General features: G+C 55.4%; 11 protein-coding genes. 1 reads left to right on the top strand and 10 read right to left on the bottom strand.

Annotation, left to right across the window (positions count from 1 at the left end):
* The first annotated feature begins 195 nt into the window (after nucleotides 1-195).
* On the top strand, nucleotides 196-693 hold the full coding sequence (locus DYE40_RS09845; RefSeq protein ID WP_115308900.1) for a GAF domain-containing protein: 498 nt from the start codon (nucleotides 196-198) through the stop codon (nucleotides 691-693).
* A 132-nt stretch (nucleotides 694-825) separates the two neighbouring features.
* Here the strand turns inward: DYE40_RS09845 and DYE40_RS09840 are convergent, their stop codons facing one another.
* From DYE40_RS09840 to rplK, 10 genes are all read right to left on the bottom strand, one after another.
* Nucleotides 826-2,145, bottom strand: a complete 1,320-nt coding sequence (locus DYE40_RS09840) for an MFS transporter (RefSeq protein WP_115308899.1) — start codon at nucleotides 2,143-2,145, stop codon at nucleotides 826-828.
* Nucleotides 2,146-2,515: 370 nt separating this feature from the next.
* Nucleotides 2,516-3,301, bottom strand: coding sequence for an ADP-ribosylglycohydrolase family protein (locus tag DYE40_RS09835; RefSeq protein ID WP_115308898.1), 786 nt, complete (start codon nucleotides 3,299-3,301; stop codon nucleotides 2,516-2,518).
* 161 nt (nucleotides 3,302-3,462) lie between these two features.
* Nucleotides 3,463-3,894, bottom strand: a complete 432-nt coding sequence (locus DYE40_RS09830; RefSeq protein ID WP_147286626.1) for a DUF6636 domain-containing protein — start codon at nucleotides 3,892-3,894, stop codon at nucleotides 3,463-3,465.
* A gap of 156 nt (nucleotides 3,895-4,050) precedes the next feature.
* Entirely contained in the window at nucleotides 4,051-4,491 is a 441-nt protein-coding gene (gene aroQ / locus DYE40_RS09825; protein ID WP_115308896.1) for a type II 3-dehydroquinate dehydratase, read from the bottom strand.
* 724 nt (nucleotides 4,492-5,215) lie between these two features.
* A complete protein-coding gene (gene rpoC, locus DYE40_RS09815) occupies nucleotides 5,216-9,430 on the bottom strand; it encodes a DNA-directed RNA polymerase subunit beta' (protein ID WP_115308894.1) in 4,215 nt (1,404 codons plus the stop codon).
* Between the two features lie 177 nt (nucleotides 9,431-9,607).
* On the bottom strand, nucleotides 9,608-13,804 hold the full coding sequence (rpoB, locus tag DYE40_RS09810; RefSeq protein ID WP_115308893.1) for a DNA-directed RNA polymerase subunit beta: 4,197 nt from the start codon (nucleotides 13,802-13,804) through the stop codon (nucleotides 9,608-9,610).
* 214 nt (nucleotides 13,805-14,018) lie between these two features.
* Nucleotides 14,019-14,390, bottom strand: a complete 372-nt coding sequence (gene rplL, locus DYE40_RS09805) for a 50S ribosomal protein L7/L12 (RefSeq protein ID WP_115308892.1) — start codon at nucleotides 14,388-14,390, stop codon at nucleotides 14,019-14,021.
* 58 nt (nucleotides 14,391-14,448) lie between these two features.
* Nucleotides 14,449-14,949, bottom strand: a complete 501-nt coding sequence (rplJ, locus tag DYE40_RS09800; RefSeq protein WP_115308891.1) for a 50S ribosomal protein L10 — start codon at nucleotides 14,947-14,949, stop codon at nucleotides 14,449-14,451.
* A 241-nt stretch (nucleotides 14,950-15,190) separates the two neighbouring features.
* Nucleotides 15,191-15,886: a 50S ribosomal protein L1 gene (gene rplA / locus DYE40_RS09790; protein WP_115308890.1), complete on the bottom strand. Its 696-nt coding sequence runs from the start codon at nucleotides 15,884-15,886 to the stop codon at nucleotides 15,191-15,193.
* Nucleotides 15,887-16,318, bottom strand: a complete 432-nt coding sequence (rplK, locus tag DYE40_RS09785) for a 50S ribosomal protein L11 (RefSeq protein WP_115308889.1) — start codon at nucleotides 16,316-16,318, stop codon at nucleotides 15,887-15,889.
* Nucleotides 16,319-16,390: the final 72 nt, after the last annotated feature.

Genomic DNA, 16,390 nt, shown 5'->3' with positions numbered 1-16,390 from the left:
CGGCAAACGCGGCAGAGGCCGTCTGAAAAGCCGTTGCAGCCGTCGGATTTGCCTGCACCTGCGTTACGGCAAGCGCACGGCTTTCCGCTTCACCGTGCAAAAACCCGTCCCATCCCAAACTTCCCGCCCGTCCCGTCTCCGCCTTGCTCCGCCGCGACAGGACATTTTCAACTGCAACGCCACGAAAGGAAAAATATGCACACTCTAAACCTTAGCGCACAAACCAAAACCGGCCGCTACGCCGAACTGCTGCCGCAAATCTCCGCCCTCACCGAAGGCGAATCCGATCTGACCGCCAATCTCGCCAACACCGCCGCCGTATTGAAAGAAGCCTTCGGCTGGCTGTGGGTCGGCTTTTATCTGGTACGCGGGCAGGAGCTCGTCCTCGGCCCGTTTCAGGGCCCGGCCGCCTGCACCCGCATCCGCTTCGGACGCGGCGTATGCGGGCAGGCGTGGCGGCAGGCGCAGACGCTGGTGGTGGCCGATGTGGACAGCTTTCCCGGCCATATCGCCTGTTCGTCCCACTCGAAATCGGAAATCGTCGTGCCGCTTCTTGATGCGGCGGGCGGGGTGTGGGGCGTGCTCGATGCCGACGCGCAAACCCTGTCCGCCTTTGATGCCGACGATGCGGCAGGGCTGGAAGCGGTGGCGCGGATTCTGTCCGAACGCTCCGCCGTTGCGGCGGCCGGCTGAGGAGAAAACCAAAACCACGCGCCGCAGGCCGGTTTGCGTTCCGGCCTGCGGCGCGTGGTTTGACGGAGAACGCGTGCGCCGCCGCTGCCGCACACGTATGGCTAAACAATGCCGGCAAAACCCTTGCCGAAGCTACGAACTGATGTCTTCGAGCGTACGCCCTTTGGTTTCTTCGCCCAGCAGCAGAATCACGGCCACAATCAACAGCATCACGGCGGCAAACATCAGGAAAATCAGATGGAAGCTGCCTTTCGCATCCAACACGGCGGCCACGGCCATCGGCGCGACAATGCCGCCGATGCGTCCCACCGAACCCGCCCAGCCCGAGGCGAAGGCGCGGAAATGCAGCGGGTAGAGCTCGGGCGTGTAGGTGTAGAGCACGCCCCATGCGCCGAGATTGAAAAACGACATCAGGCTGCCCCAAAACATGATTTCGCCCGCGCTGCCGCTTTGCCCGAACTGCCACGCGCACAGGGCGCAGGCGGCGAGAAAGCCGGCCAGCGTGGCTTTGCGGCCGATGCGTTCCACCAGCAGCGCGGCGGCAAGATAGCCGGGAAGCTGCGCCACAATCATCACCAATACATATTCAAAGGTTTTGACGATGGGGTTGCCCTGTTCGACCAAGAGCTTCGGCAGCCAGGTAAAGATGCCGTAATAGGAAAACACGATGCCGAACCACACCGGCCACAGCATCAGCGTGCGCCGCAGAAAGGGCTTTTGCCACAGCGCGGCAAAACGCGGCCGGCCGCGATCGGGCTGCGGCGCGACAATGGCTTCGGGATAGGGTGTGATGCCCGCCTGTTGCTCCAAGCGGCCGACCAGCCGGTGCGCTTCTTCGGTGCGCCCGCGCAAGAGCAGGTAGGGTACGGATTCGGGCAGGTATTTCCACACCAGCGGCACATACAATACCGGCAGTGCGCCGACCAAAAACGCGCTGTGCCAGCCGAAACGCGGGATGAGGAAATACGAAACCAATGCCGCCGCCAGCCAGCCCAGCCCCCAAAAACTTTCCAGCAGCACGATAAACCGCCCGCGCACTTTGGGCGGCGCGTATTCGCTTACCAGCGACACCGCTACCGGAAGCTGTCCGCCCAGCCCCACGCCGACAAAAAAGCGGCAGAGCAGCAGCAGCGGAAGATTCGGTGCAAACGCGCACAGGCCTGTTGCGATGCTGTACACCAGCATGGTGCCGGCAAATACGGTTTTTCGTCCGAAGCGGTCGGCCAAGTGTCCGCTGACCACCGCGCCGGCCGCCATGCCGACAAACGTCATGCTGACAATCTGTCCGAGCGCGGAGGCCTGCAAACCCCAGTCTTTACCCAATTCGGGCAAAATGAACGACACCATGCCGGTGTCCATGGCATCAAACAGCCAGCCCAGCCCCACCAACAGCAAAAGCCGGTAGTGAAACCTGCCCGGAGGCAGAGCCTGCATACGGGAGAGAATGTCCATAAAACCTTCCTTATCGTCTTGATGTTGATATTAACGTTAATGTGTGCGGATTGTACGGCCGGCGCGGGGAGGCGGCAACAGGCAGAGGCCGTCTGAAAACGGAAGCGGCATTTTCAGACGGCCTGTCTGTTTTCCGTGCCATACCTGTGCAGGGTGTGCCGCACAGCGACGCACGCGCCCCTACCCTGATATCGGTGGCCGTCTGAAAAGGCCGTTTCGGCAAGCGCAGTCCGTATGTATAGAGTATGCGGCTCTGCCACGCACGCCGTTTCCCAATCCCCAAGCAGCCGCGTGCGCCGCTTAGGCGGCACACCCTACTTTAACGGCAAAGGCCGTCTGAAAACGCTTTTTTCAGACGGCCTTTGGTATTTCAAACAGGCGGCGCGGCTTCTTTTACCGCCAGCAGGGTTCGGGCGATGTCCCCGGGCAGGATGGCGAGGGTCTGGCGGACGATGTCCTCGGGAATGTCGCGGTAGCAGGCTTCGGCGATGCTGCCGGCAATCGCGGCGATGGTGTCAGAATCGCCGCCCAGCGACACGGCCAGCCGCACGGCGTGTTCGAAGTTTTCGCTCTCGAAAAACGCCGCCAGCGCGTCGGGCACGGTTTTCATGCAGCTTTCGTCAAACGTGTTGGCGGCGCGGATTGCGTCGCAGCCCTCGTGCAGCGGATAAGCGAAGCGGCAGCGGATTGCGTCGCGGATAAAGTCTTTGCTTTTGCCCGTGCGCGCCCAAAAAACCGCAGCGGCAACCGCCTGCGCACCTTTGATGCCTTCGGGATGGCTGTGGGTAACGGCGGCGGATTCGGCGGCGTAATGCAGCACTTCGTCCAAGCTGCCGAACGCCCAGCCCACGGCGGACACGCGCATGGCCGAGCCGTTGCCCCAGCTGTTGTAAGGCTGCGGGTCGGGCGTATGGATCCAGCGTCCGAACATACCGCCGTAGCTGCCTTTGGGATGGGGATAGCGGCTGCACCAGTCTTGCAGGATGGCGGCCAAACCGCCGCCGCAGCCGCGCGCCACCCAGTCGGCCACGGCGGCGGTGCACACGGTGTCGTCGGTGAAGCCGCAGTCGGGATGGAAAAATTCAAAATCAGTACGGCGGCAGTTGTCAAATTCGAAACGCGAACCGGCAATGTCGCCTATGGCCGCACCCAGCATGGCCGTTCTCCCTGATATTGCCCGATGCGGATTTGCCGCCACCGCTTGCGTCGGAAACGGTATTTCGGCGGCGTGCCTTGCACGGCAAGGTGTGCCGGATCGGGCGGGAACAGATGTTTTTCAGGCTGCCCGTCGCAAGACAACCGGCAGCCTGAAACCATTTAAAACAGCAGTTGCCGCGAGCGGCTCAGATGAAAGCCGTGTCCGCTTCGGTTGCGGCACTGCATCCCGTCTTTGCGGCTGGTGCATTGCCAGCCTTTGCCGCGTATGGTTTTGCCATACGCCAGCACGGGGGCGTTTTCCCTTCTGCCGGTGTCGCCACGGCAGTCGGCCACGGGGCGTTTGTCCGTTTCCAGCGAAAAGCTGTTGCCCCAATCCACATCGCAATCGTCCGGACGCTTTTGCGCCGGACGGATGTTTTCCCGATGTCCGCGCAGCTCGCAGGTAACGCCCCACCAGCCGTCTTTGCCGTATTCCTGGCGCGAATCGCCCAAGCAGAAAATATTGCCGCTGGGGCTGGTGAAATAAATGCTGTCGCCTGCGGCGGCGGCAGCGGGCAGCGCGAGCAGTATGCTTAGTAAGGCTGTGCGCATCATCTTGTCCTTTCTCATCGACATTGAACAAACAATATTGCAGATTGTGTTTCCAAACGGCTGCAAACAGCCGCACGCAGGGTGATACGGGCAGGGATTTTACGCTTTCTTAACGGAGAGCGCCATAATCAGGCCGTCTGAAAACGGCTGGCATTTTCAGACGGCCTCGGTTTCAAACAAAAAACGCAGGGCGGCTTCATAACCGTACACGCCCAAGCCGGCAATCACGCCGACGGCAAGATCGGAAAGATAGGAGTGGTGGCGGAAAGGCTCGCGTTTGTAAACATTGGAAATGTGGACTTCGACAAAGGGCAGCGCGGTGCCGGCCAGCGCGTCGCGCAGGGCGATGCTGGTGTGGGTGTACGCGCCCGCATTGACGATGGCCGCCGCCGCTCCTTCTTCGCGGGCGCGGTGGATGCGGCCCACCAGCTCGCCTTCGCCGTTGCTCTGGAAACTTTCGACGCGGATGCCGAAAGTTTCGCCAAGCGCGGCAATGTGCCGTTCGATGTCGGCGAGGGTGGTATGCCCGTAAATCTGCGGCTCGCGTGTGCCGAGAAGGTTGAGATTGGGGCCGTTGAGCAGAAGAATGTGTTTCATGGTCGGATTCCTTAGGGCGGACGGTTTTCAGACGGCCTGTTTGAGATTGAGGCCGTCTGAAAAGCGGGAACGGGACTTTTCAGACGGCCTGCAACCCTTGCGGCGGCACATCTGTGCAAAGCGGTACGGAGCGGATGATACGGGCAAACGCCGCATCTGTCGCGGGCGGCTTGGCTTGCGGCCGCACGATGCGGGATATTCCGCAACCGTCGGCAGAGTGCAAAAACACATACCACAGCCCGCGCCGCACCAATCCCTTGTTGCCACAAACCTCCAAACCGCGTGCGCTGTTGCGGCGATACGCCCTGCTTTAACGGCAAAGGCCGTCTGAAAACGGAAGCGGCATTTTCAGACGGCCTGTCTGCTTTCCTTGCCATACCTGTGCAGACAGCCTTTGCATTTCAGTTTCTGTATGCCGCATTCCCACATCTAACCTGCAAAGCTGCCCGCCGTGCCGAGTCTGCCGTAAGGTGTGCCGCCGCAGCGGCGCACGCCTCCTCCGCCCTGCAACGAACCACGCACTTCCCGCAAACTTTAAAAACCGCGTGCGCCGCTGTGCGGCACGCCCTGCCCTAATATCGGAGGCCGTCTGAAAAAAGCGTTTTCAGACGGCCTTTTGCCTTATATCGAGTCGGCGAGCGATAACTGACACAAAAAACGCCGTCTTTGCAGACGGCGTTTTGTACGGCGGAGCGGATGCCCTGCGGATTGCTGCGGCTGCGGTTTACGCCTGCGGCTGCTCGCCGGATGCTTCTTCGGCGGCGGCGGTGCGTGCCGCGTCTTCCTGTGCCGCTTCCTGCTGTTCCGCCCATTGGCGGCGGCGGCTGCGGTGGTAGGTAAGGCCGGTGCCGGCAGGGATGAGGCGGCCGACAATCACGTTCTCTTTCAGGCCGCGCAGCTCGTCGCGTTTGCCCATGATGGCGGCTTCGGTCAGTACGCGGGTGGTCTCCTGGAAGGAGGCGGCGGAAATAAAGCTGTCGGTGGAAAGCGAGGCTTTGGTAATGCCCAAGAGGATGTTGTCGAAGCGGGCCGGCTCTTTGCCTTCGGCTTCGGCTTTCTCGTTGGCGGCCATTACGTCGGCGCGTTCGACCTGCTCGCCGGTAATGAAGCGGGTATCGCCCGCATCGGCGATGTTCACGCGGCGCAGCATTTGGCGGATGATGACTTCGATGTGTTTGTCGGAAATCTTCACGCCTTGCAGGCGGTAAACTTCCTGCACTTCCTGCACGATGTAACGGGCAAGGGCTTCGATGCCCTGCAAGCGCAGGATGTCGTGCGGATCGACCGAACCGTCGACGACGGTTTCGCCTCTGTTTACGACTTGTCCGTCATGCACGAGTATCTGTTTTTCTTTGGAAATCAGGGTCTCGTGCGCCACGCCGTCCACATCGGTAATCACCAGACGCTGTTTGCCTTTGGTTTCTTTGCCGAAGGATACGGTGCCGGTTACTTCGGCCAGCATACCCGCGTCTTTGGGAATGCGTGCTTCGAAAAGCTCGGCCACACGGGGCAGACCGCCGGTAATGTCGCGGGTTTTGGACGATGCCTGCGGGATACGCGCCAATACGTCGCCTTTGCCGATTTCCTGCCCTTCGCGCACGGTAATCACCGCGCCTACGGGGAAGGCCATGGAAACGGCGGTTTCGGTGCCGGGGATTCTGACCTCTTCGCCGTTTTCGTCCAAAAGTTTGACGGTCGGGCGCAGCAGTTTGCTCGCGCTGCTGGAACGGCGTTTGCCGTCGATCACAACGAGGGTGGACAGGCCGGTAATTTCGTCGGTCTGCTTGGCAACGGTTACGCCCTCTTCGATGTTGTCGAATTTCACCGTACCGGCGTGCTCGGTAATCATCGGACGGGTATGCGGATCCCAAGTGGCCAGCGTGGTGCCGGCTTTGACGGCTTCGCCGTCCTGCACCAGCAGGGTGGCACCGTAGGGCACTTTGTGGCGTTCGCGCTCGCGGCCGATGTCGTCGTGGATGACGACTTCGCTGGAACGTCCGATAACGATCAGTTCGCCTTTGTTGTTGGCAACATAACGCATCTGGCTGTTGAAACGCGCCGTGCCGTTGGACTTGGCTTCCACCTGGCTGGCCGCCGCCGCCCGGGAGGCCGCACCGCCGATGTGGAAGGTACGCATGGTAAGCTGTGTACCCGGTTCGCCGATGGACTGGGCGGCAATCACGCCGACGGCCTCGCCGGTATTGACCAGTTTGCCGCGTGCCAAATCCCGTCCGTAACATCTGGAACACAAGCCGTAGCGGGTTTTGCAGGTAATGGGGGTGCGGACTTTCACTTCGTCCACGCCGGAATTGTCAATCAGATCGACCAGTTGCTCGGAAAGCATGGTGCCGGCCTCAACCAGCGTTTCGTTGGTAGACGGATCGACGATGTCTTGTGCGGCAACGCGCCCCAAGATGCGGTCGCGCAGCGGCTCGATTACGTCGCCGCCCTGTACCACGGCTTTCATGACGAAACCGTCGGACGTGCCGCAGTCGTCTTCCACCACCACCAAGTCTTGGGTTACGTCCACCAGACGGCGGGTCAGATAACCGGAGTTGGCGGTTTTCAATGCGGTATCGGCCAAGCCCTTACGCGCACCGTGGGTAGCAATAAAGTATTGCAGTACCGACAGGCCTTCGCGGAAGTTGGAAGTAATCGGGGTTTCGATGATCGAGCCGTCAGGCTTGGCCATCAGGCCGCGCATACCGGAAAGCTGCTTAATCTGTGCCGCCGAACCGCGCGCACCGGAGTCGGCCATCATATAAATAGAGTTGAACGACTCCTGATCGACTTCCTTGCCTTCGCTGTCGATAACTTTCTGGGTGGACAGGTTGTCCATCATCGCCTTGGCGATTTTGTCGCCGGCGCGACCCCAAATATCCACGACTTTGTTGTAGCGTTCGCCGTTGGTAACCAAACCCTGGCGGTATTGGTCTTCGATTTCCTTCACTTCGGCCTGCGCCTCTGCCAGCAGGGCGGGTTTTTCCTGCGGGATTTCCATGTCGTCCACGCAGATGGAAATCCCGCCTTTGGCCGCAAAGCCGAAACCGGTATACATCAGGTGGTCGGCGAAAATGACCGTATCGCGCAGGCCGCACAGGCGGAACGAAGCATTAATCAGCTTGGATATTTCTTTTTTCTTCAACGCCTTGTTGATGTACTCAAACGGCAGGCCTTTGGGCAGGATTTCGCTCAAAAGTGCGCGGCCGACGGTGGTTTCGTAGCGTTTGACCACCGGCTCGAATTCGCCTGCCGCATTTTTCTCCCACTCGCGCAGGCGTACGGTAATTTTGGTACCCAGCTCCACTTGTTTGGTGTGGTAGGCGCGGTGTACTTCCCTTACGTCGGCAAACAGGCTGCCTTCGCCTAAACCGTTGATTTTGTCGCGGGTCATGTAGTACAGACCCAATACGATGTCCTGCGAAGGCACGATAATCGGCTCGCCGTTGGCGGGCGACAGCACGTTGTTGGAAGCCAGCATCAGCGTGCGTGCCTCCATCTGCGCTTCCAGACTCAGCGGAACATGGACGGCCATTTGGTCGCCGTCGAAGTCGGCATTGAATGCCGCGCAGACCAGGGGATGAAGCTGAATGGCTTTGCCTTCAATCAGAATCGGCTCGAATGCCTGGATGCCCAAACGGTGCAGGGTGGGCGCACGGTTGAGCATGATGGGGTGTTCGCGGATGACTTCGTCCAAAATATCCCAAACCACCGGCACTTCCTGTTCGACCAGTTTTTTCGCCGCTTTGACGGTGGACGCTTCGCCGCGCAGTTCGAGCTTGTGGAAGATAAACGGTTTGAACAGTTCCAATGCCATTTTTTTCGGCAAACCGCATTGGTGCAGACGCAGGTAGGGGCCGACGGTAATCACGGAGCGGCCGGAATAATCCACGCGCTTGCCCAGCAGGTTTTGACGGAAGCGTCCGCTTTTGCCCTTAATCATATCGGCCAGCGATTTCAGCGGGCGTTTGTTGGCTCCGGTCATCGCTTTGCCGCGGCGGCCGTTATCCAGCAGCGAATCCACCGCTTCCTGCAACATACGTTTTTCGTTGCGTACGATGATGTCGGGCGCATTCAGCTCCAACAGGCGTTTGAGGCGGTTGTTGCGGTTGATGACGCGGCGGTAGAGGTCGTTCAGATCGGAGGTGGCAAAACGTCCGCCGTCCAGCGGCACCAGCGGGCGCAGGTCGGGCGGCAGCACCGGCAGCACGTCCATAATCATCCATTCGAGCTTCATGCCGCTGCGCTGGAAGGCTTCCAACACTTTCAAACGTTTGGCGATTTTTTTGATTTTGGTGTCGGAATTGGTGCTGTCCAATTCCTGACGCAGTATTTCCACTTCGGAGGCAATGTTGAGATTCGACAACAGGTCGCGGATGCCTTCCGCGCCCATTTTGGCATCGAAGTCGTCGCCGTATTCTTCCAGCTTCTGGTAGTAGTCCTCTTCGGTCAGCAGCTGGCGGCGCTGCATGGGTGTCATACCCGGATCGGTTACGACGAAGGCTTCAAAATACAGGACGCGCTCAATGTCGCGCAGGGTCATGTCCAATACCATACCCAAGCGTGAGGGCAGGGATTTCAAAAACCAGATGTGGGCGACGGGCGCGGCCAGTTCGATGTGTCCCATACGTTCGCGGCGCACTTTGGACAGGGTTACTTCCACGCCGCATTTTTCGCAGGTAACACCTTTGAATTTCAGTCGTTTGTACTTGCCGCACAGGCATTCGTAGTCTTTTACCGGGCCGAAGATTTTGGCGCAGAAGAGGCCGTCGCGCTCGGGTTTGAACGTGCGGTAGTTGATGGTTTCGGGTTTTTTCACTTCGCCGTAAGACCACGAACGGATGGTTTCGGGCGAGGCGATGCCGATTCTGATGGCATCAAATTCTTCTTCCATTCCTGCTGCTTGCAGGGGATTAAACAAATCTAGCAATGCTTTCATTTCTGTTCCTCGGTAAGGATGGGTTTTGTTCCGTATCGCGGATGCGGAATGTTTTTTTCAGACGGCCTCTACGCCGCAACAGGCAAAGGCCGTCTGAAACGGGTATGTGCCGCCGCATTCTGCGCGGGCGGCTTTTTCAGACGGCCTCTTGGTTTTGAGGCCGTCTGAAACCCGCCGTCAGTAACGCTCTAAGTCGATATCCAAGCCCAGCGAACGGATTTCTTTAACCAATACGTTGAAGGACTCGGGCATACCGGCATCGATTTTGTGTTCGCCTTTGACAATGTTTTCGTACATTTTGGTGCGGCCGTTCACGTCGTCGGATTTCACGGTAAGCATTTCCTGCAAGGCGTAGGATGCGCCATAGGCCTCCAACGCCCAAACCTCCATCTCGCCGAATCGCTGGCCGCCGAACTGGGCTTTGCCGCCCAACGGCTGCTGGGTAACCAGCGAATAGGGGCCGGTGGAGCGTGCGTGCATTTTTTCGTCTACCAAATGGTGCAGTTTCAGATAATGCATCACGCCGACGGTTACTTTGCGGTCGAAAGGCTCGCCCGAACGGCCGTCGTAGAGGGTGATTTGGGTTTTGGTGTCGTTGAAACCGAGTTTCTGCACTTCGGGATCGTCGCTCGGGTAGGCCAGTTCGAGGAAGGCTTTGATTTCGCTCTCGTGTGCACCGTCGAATACCGGCGAGGCAAAGGTTGCACCGTTGCGCAGGTTTTGCGCCAGCGTGAGGATTTCCGCATCGGAAAGCTGCGACAGGTTTTCCTTGTGCATATCCGTACCGCCGAGATTGCCGTTGTACATGGTGTCGAGGAATTTGCGGATTTCTTTGACTTTGCGTTTCTCGTCCAGCATCCGTCCGATGCGTTCGCCTATGCCTTTTGCCGCCCAGCCCAAATGCACTTCGAGAATCTGGCCGATGTTCATACGCGAGGGTACGCCCAGCGGGTTGAGTACGATGTCCACGGGGCGGCCGTCTGCCATATAGGGCATATCCTCCACCGGCAAAATGCGCGATACAACGCCTTTGTTGCCGTGGCGGCCGGCCATTTTGTCGCCCGCCTGCAAGCGGCGTTTGATGGCGATAAAGACTTTGACCATTTTCTGCACACCGGGCTGCAATTCGTCGCCCTGGGTCATTTTCTTTTTCTTGATTTCAAACAGGCTTTCGGCTTCTTCGCGTTTGTCCTGCAAGCTGCTTTTAATCAGCTCCATCTGTTTGGCGATGTTTTCGTCGGCGACGCGCACGTCGAACCAGTCGTGTTTGCTCGGCAGTCCGGCGAGATATTCGGCGGTAATTTCGCTGCCTTTGGCCAGCTTCATCGGTCCGCCGTTGGCTTTCTGGCCGACAATCATGCGTTCGATACGGTCGAATGCGTCGTTATCGAAAATGCGCAACTGGTCGTTCAGATCCAAACGGTAGCGTTTCAGCTCTGCATCGATAATGGACTGGGCGCGTTTGTCGCGTTGGATGCCTTCACGGGTAAACACCTGCACGTCGATAACGGTGCCGCTCATACCGGTGGGCATACGCAGCGAGGTGTCTTTCACATCGGAGGCTTTTTCGCCAAAGATGGCGCGCAGCAGTTTTTCTTCTGGCGTGAGCTGGGTTTCGCCTTTGGGCGTTACTTTGCCCACCAGCACATCACCTGCCTCCACTTCCGCACCGATGTAAACAATACCGGATTCGTCCAGACGGTTTTGCATACGCTCGGAGAGATTGGGAATATCGCGGGTAATGTCTTCGGCACCGAGTTTGGTATCGCGGGCAACAACGTTCAGTTCTTCGATATGGATGGAGGTGTAACGGTCGTCAGCGGCCACCTTTTCGGAAATCAGAATCGAATCTTCGTAGTTGTAGCCGTTCCACGGCATAAAGGCGATGGTCATATTCTGACCCAATGCCAGCTCGCCCAAATCGGTAGACGCACCGTCGGCCACCAAATCGCCGCGCTGCAGCACGTCGCCGGCTTTTACGGCAGGACGCTGGTTGATGTTGGTAGACTGGTTGGAACGGGTAAATTTCACCAGATTGTAAATATCCACGCCCACTTCGCCTGCCACGGCTTCATCGTCATGAACCCTTACTACCACACGGTTGGCATCGACATATTCGACCACGCCGCCACGACGGGCGACAATGGCTGTCGCGCTGTCTACCGCAACATCGCGCTCAATACCGGTACCCACCATCGGCTTCTCCGCACGCAGGCAGGGTACGGCCTGACGCTGCATATTCGCACCCATCAGGGCACGGTTTGCATCATCATGCTCGAGGAAGGGAATCAGGGATGCGGCAACCGATACCGCCTGTCCTGTTGCCACGTCCATATACTGCACGCGGTCGACGGTGGCCATGATGGTTTCGCCTTTTTCCCGACAGGTTACCAAATCGTCAATCAGACGGCCTTTGTTATCCAATGCGGCATTTGCCTGTGCGATAACAAAACGGCCTTCTTCGATTGCGGAGAGATATTCGATTTCATCGGTTACTTTGCCGTTTACGACACGGCGGTACGGTGTTTCCAAAAAGCCGTATTCGTTAGTGCGTGCATAAACGGAGAGCGAGTTGATCAGACCGATGTTCGGGCCTTCCGGCGTTTCAATCGGACAAACACGGCCGTAGTGGGTCGGATGCACGTCGCGCACTTCAAAGCCTGCACGCTCGCGGGTCAGACCGCCCGGGCCAAGTGCGGACACGCGGCGTTTGTGTGTGATTTCCGAAAGCGGATTGGTCTGATCCATAAACTGCGACAACTGGCTCGAACCGAAAAATTCTTTAATGGCCGCAGAAACCGGCTTGGCATTAATCAGATCGGTAGGCAACAGATTCTCTGATTCCGCCTGATTCAGACGCTCTTTTACTGCACGTTCGACACGCGAAAGGCCGCTGCGGAACTGGTTTTCCGCCAATTCTCCTACCGAACGCACGCGACGGTTGCCCAAGTGGTCGATATCGTCTACTTCTCCATGCCCGTTGCGCAACTCGACCAAAGTAGCAATAGATGCCACAATGTCTTCAACATTCAGTACAAATCCGCCTTTTGCCGCCGCACCGGCAAATGTTTCATTCAGCAAGCGGCCGTACCACGAGGCCTTCTGTTCGTCGCTCAATTTTTGTTCGTACGTACGGGTATTGAACTTCATACGTCCCACGCGCGACAAATCGTAACTGTCTTCGTTGAAAAACAGCCGGTTGAACAGCAATTCGACAGCATCGTCGGTGGGTGGTTCGCCCGGGCGCATCATTCTGTAGATGGCAATGCGTGCAGCATGCTGGCCTACGGTCTCATCCGTGCGCAACGTGGCCGAAATATATCCGCCCTGATCCAAATCGTTGATATAGAGGGTTTGGATTTCCTTCACGCCGTTAATATCAAACTGAGCCAACAGTTCTTCAGTAATCTCGTCATTGGCCGCAGCCAGCACTTCTCCCGTGTCTTCCGCCACCACATCCCGTGCCAATGATTTGCCGATCAGGGTATCCGCCTCAACTGGCAGATACTTCAAGCCTGATTTTTCAATATCACGGATGTGTTTGGCAGTAATACGTTTACCTGCGGCCACTAAAATATTACCGTCCTTATCGGCAATATCCTGCTTGGCAGTTTCTCCTTTCAGACGGCCTGCCACCAAATCGGTACGGACTCCGTCCTTTGACAGATAAAAGGTTTCTTTGTCGTAAAAAGTGTCCAATATCTGTTCATTGGTATAACCCAATGCTTTCAGCAGGATGGTTACCGGCATTTTCCGGCGGCGGTCAATACGGAAATACAGCAAATCTTTCGGATCAAATTCAAAATCCAACCAAGAACCACGGTAAGGGATAACGCGGGCGGAAAACAGCAGCTTGCCCGAAGAATGGGTCTTACCTCTGTCGTGCTCGAAAAATACACCCGGGGAGCGGTGCAGCTGTGACACGATAACCCGCTCGGTACCATTAATAATGAAAGAGCCGCTGGGAGTCATCAATGGAATCTCACCCATATAAACTTCGTTTTCGCGCACTTCCTTAATCACATCTTGTTTGCTGGATTCCTTATCCAAAATTACCAAGCGGATACGCGCACGCAAGGGAGCCGCATACGTAATCCCGCGCAACTGGCATTCGGGAATATCAAACAGTGGCTCTCCCAAAATATAGTGCACAAATTCCAAACGGGCATAGCCGTTGTGGCTTACGATAGGAAAAATGGAATTAAACGCAGCCTGCAAACCTTCGTCCGCACGTTTGTCATAAGCTTTTTCCTGCTGCAGGAATTTAGCGTAAGAATCAAGCTGGGTAGCCAGCAAAAAAGGTACTTCCAATACGTTTTTGCGCTTTGCAAAACTTTTACGGATACGCTTTTTCTCGGTAAAAGAATAAGTCATGGCGTACTACTCCAAAGATAACGATTAATTAATCCGTCCCAATACTGAGGCCGTCTGAAACATCAGGGGATATACACCCCCTTCAAAACCTACCAAATTCACTTATTTTTTAATTGAATAAATTAGAAATGAAAAAATAAGTAAACTTCGATATTAAAAAATAACAGATGCAATAAGGCTGGCAGCCAAGCTGCCAGCCTTATACAGGTAAAACTTATTTGATTTCGACTTTTGCGCCAGCTTCTTCCAGCTGTTTCTGAATATCTTCCGCCTCGGCTTTAGATACACCTTCTTTAATAGCCTTCGGTGCTCCGTCAACCAAATCTTTAGCCTCTTTCAAGCCCAAACCGGTAACGGCACGGACAACTTTAATTACGCCAACTTTCTGATCTCCGGCAGAAGCCAAGATAACATCAAATTCGGTTTTCTCTTCTGCAGCAGCACCAGCAGCAGCCGGACCAGCAGCAACAGCAACTGCTGCCGCAGATACACCGAATTTTTCTTCAAATGCTTTAACCAAATCGTTCAATTCCATTACGGTCAAAGAACCAACTAATTCCAAAATGTCTTCTTTAGTGATAGCCATGCTATTCAAACTCCAATAATTGTATTTAAAGATAAAGTTTCAAATGAAACAAAATTGATTAAGCGGCTTCTTCGCCTGCTTTTTTCTCCGCCAACGCAGCCAACCCACGTGCGAAACCAGACAACGGAGCCTGCATAACGAACAACAGCTTGGACAACAGCTCTTCACGACTCGGGATAGAAGCCAACTCAGCTACCTGAGCAGCACCCATTACCTCACCGTTATAAGCACCGGCTTTAATAACAATTTTGTCATCTTTTTTCGCGAATTGATGCAGCACTTTTGCAGCAGCGACAGCGTCTTCAGATGCAGCATAAACCAACGGACCAATCATACTATCCGCCAATCCGGCAAACGAAGTACCTTCCACCGCACGACGGGCCAAAGTATTTTTCAGAACACGCAAATATACGCCTTCTTTACGCGCATTCGCACGCAGCTCGGTCATGCTGGCAACACTGATACCGCGATACTCTGCAACCACGAGGGTTTGTGCATTGGCAATTGCCGCACCAATCTCCTCAACAGTCGCTTTCTTGGTTTCAATATTAAGACTCAAGGTCTACCTCCCACTGTTTATCAAAAGAATACCGAAACGGTACTCCACCAGCTCGGCAACCTAAAAAGACATTTTACAAGTAAGCTCGTAATACGTTTCAGGACTACCGTCTGCGTAGGGTTGTTACAATTAAATCACATGATCCCTACGGTCTTGGACATCTACTTAATCTTCAATCTAAGCAGCCCAAATCCGAGCAGTCTAAGCTAAAATGCCAGGCCACCCGAAATTTTCTATTTTATTAATTGTTGATACTTGAAGTATCAACACGAACACCAAGCCCCATGGTACTGGACACAGCAACCTTCTTCAGATACTGGCCTTTTGCAGCAGCAGGCTTAGCCTTCAAAATAGCATCCAACAACGCATTGAAATTCTCTTTCAATGCTGCCTCTTCAAATGAAGCACGCCCGATAGTCGCATGAACAATACCTGCTTTGTCTGTACGATATTGCACTTGACCGGCTTTTGCATTTTTTACAGCCTCAGCAACATTCGGGGTAACCGTACCCACTTTCGGATTAGGCATCAATCCTCGCGGACCTAAAATCGTACCCAACTGACCAACGATACGCATCGCATCAGGAGATGCAATAACTACATCAAAGTTTAAATTACCACCTTTGATTTCCGCTGCCAAATCCTCAAAGCCGACAATATCGGCACCGGCAGCTTTCGCAGCCTCAGCATTTGCACCCTGAGCAAAAACAGCCACACGAGTGGTTTTACCTGTACCTTTCGGCAAAACAACAGAACCACGAATAACCTGATCGGATTTACGAGGATCAACACCTAAGTTAAAAGCAACATCTACGGACTCATCAAATTTAGCCGTAGCCGCTTTTTTTACCAATGCAATCGCCTCATCAACCGCATACAGTTTATTAGCCTCAACAGAAGAACGCAGAGCTTTTAATCGTTTAGATACCTTAGCCATTTATACGCCCTCCACATCCAAGCCCATTGAGCGAGCAGAACCAGCAATAGTCCGCACTGCTGCATCCAAATCAGCAGCAGTCAAATCCGGCTCTTTAGTCTTAGCAATCTCTTCCAACTGCACTCTTGTCAGCTTCCCTACTTTATTAGTTAAAGGATTGGAACTTCCCTTTTGCAAACCAGCCGCCTTTTTTAGCAAAATGGATGCTGGCGGGGTTTTCATAATAAAAGTAAAGGACTTATCTGCAAACGCAGTAATAACAACCGGAATAGGCAAACCCGGCTCTACACCCTGAGTCGCAGCATTAAATGCTTTACAAAACTCCATAATATTCAAACCCCGCTGACCCAAAGCAGGACCAACAGGAGGAGAAGGATTGGCCTTGCCTGCAGGAATCTGCAGTTTAATATAGCCGACTATTTTTTTTGCCACTGAAAAGCTCCTAAAAAACGGGTAAAACGCAGAATAAATCCTGCTCCCCAATTGACGAACTTGTCATTTTAC

The sequence above is a fragment of the Kingella potus genome (genome assembly GCF_900451175.1).
In the GTDB taxonomy this organism is placed as follows: domain Bacteria; phylum Pseudomonadota; class Gammaproteobacteria; order Burkholderiales; family Neisseriaceae; genus Neisseria; species Neisseria potus.
Note: the sequence above shows the minus strand (reverse complement) of the source record. Positions and strands in the feature narration are given on the sequence as shown.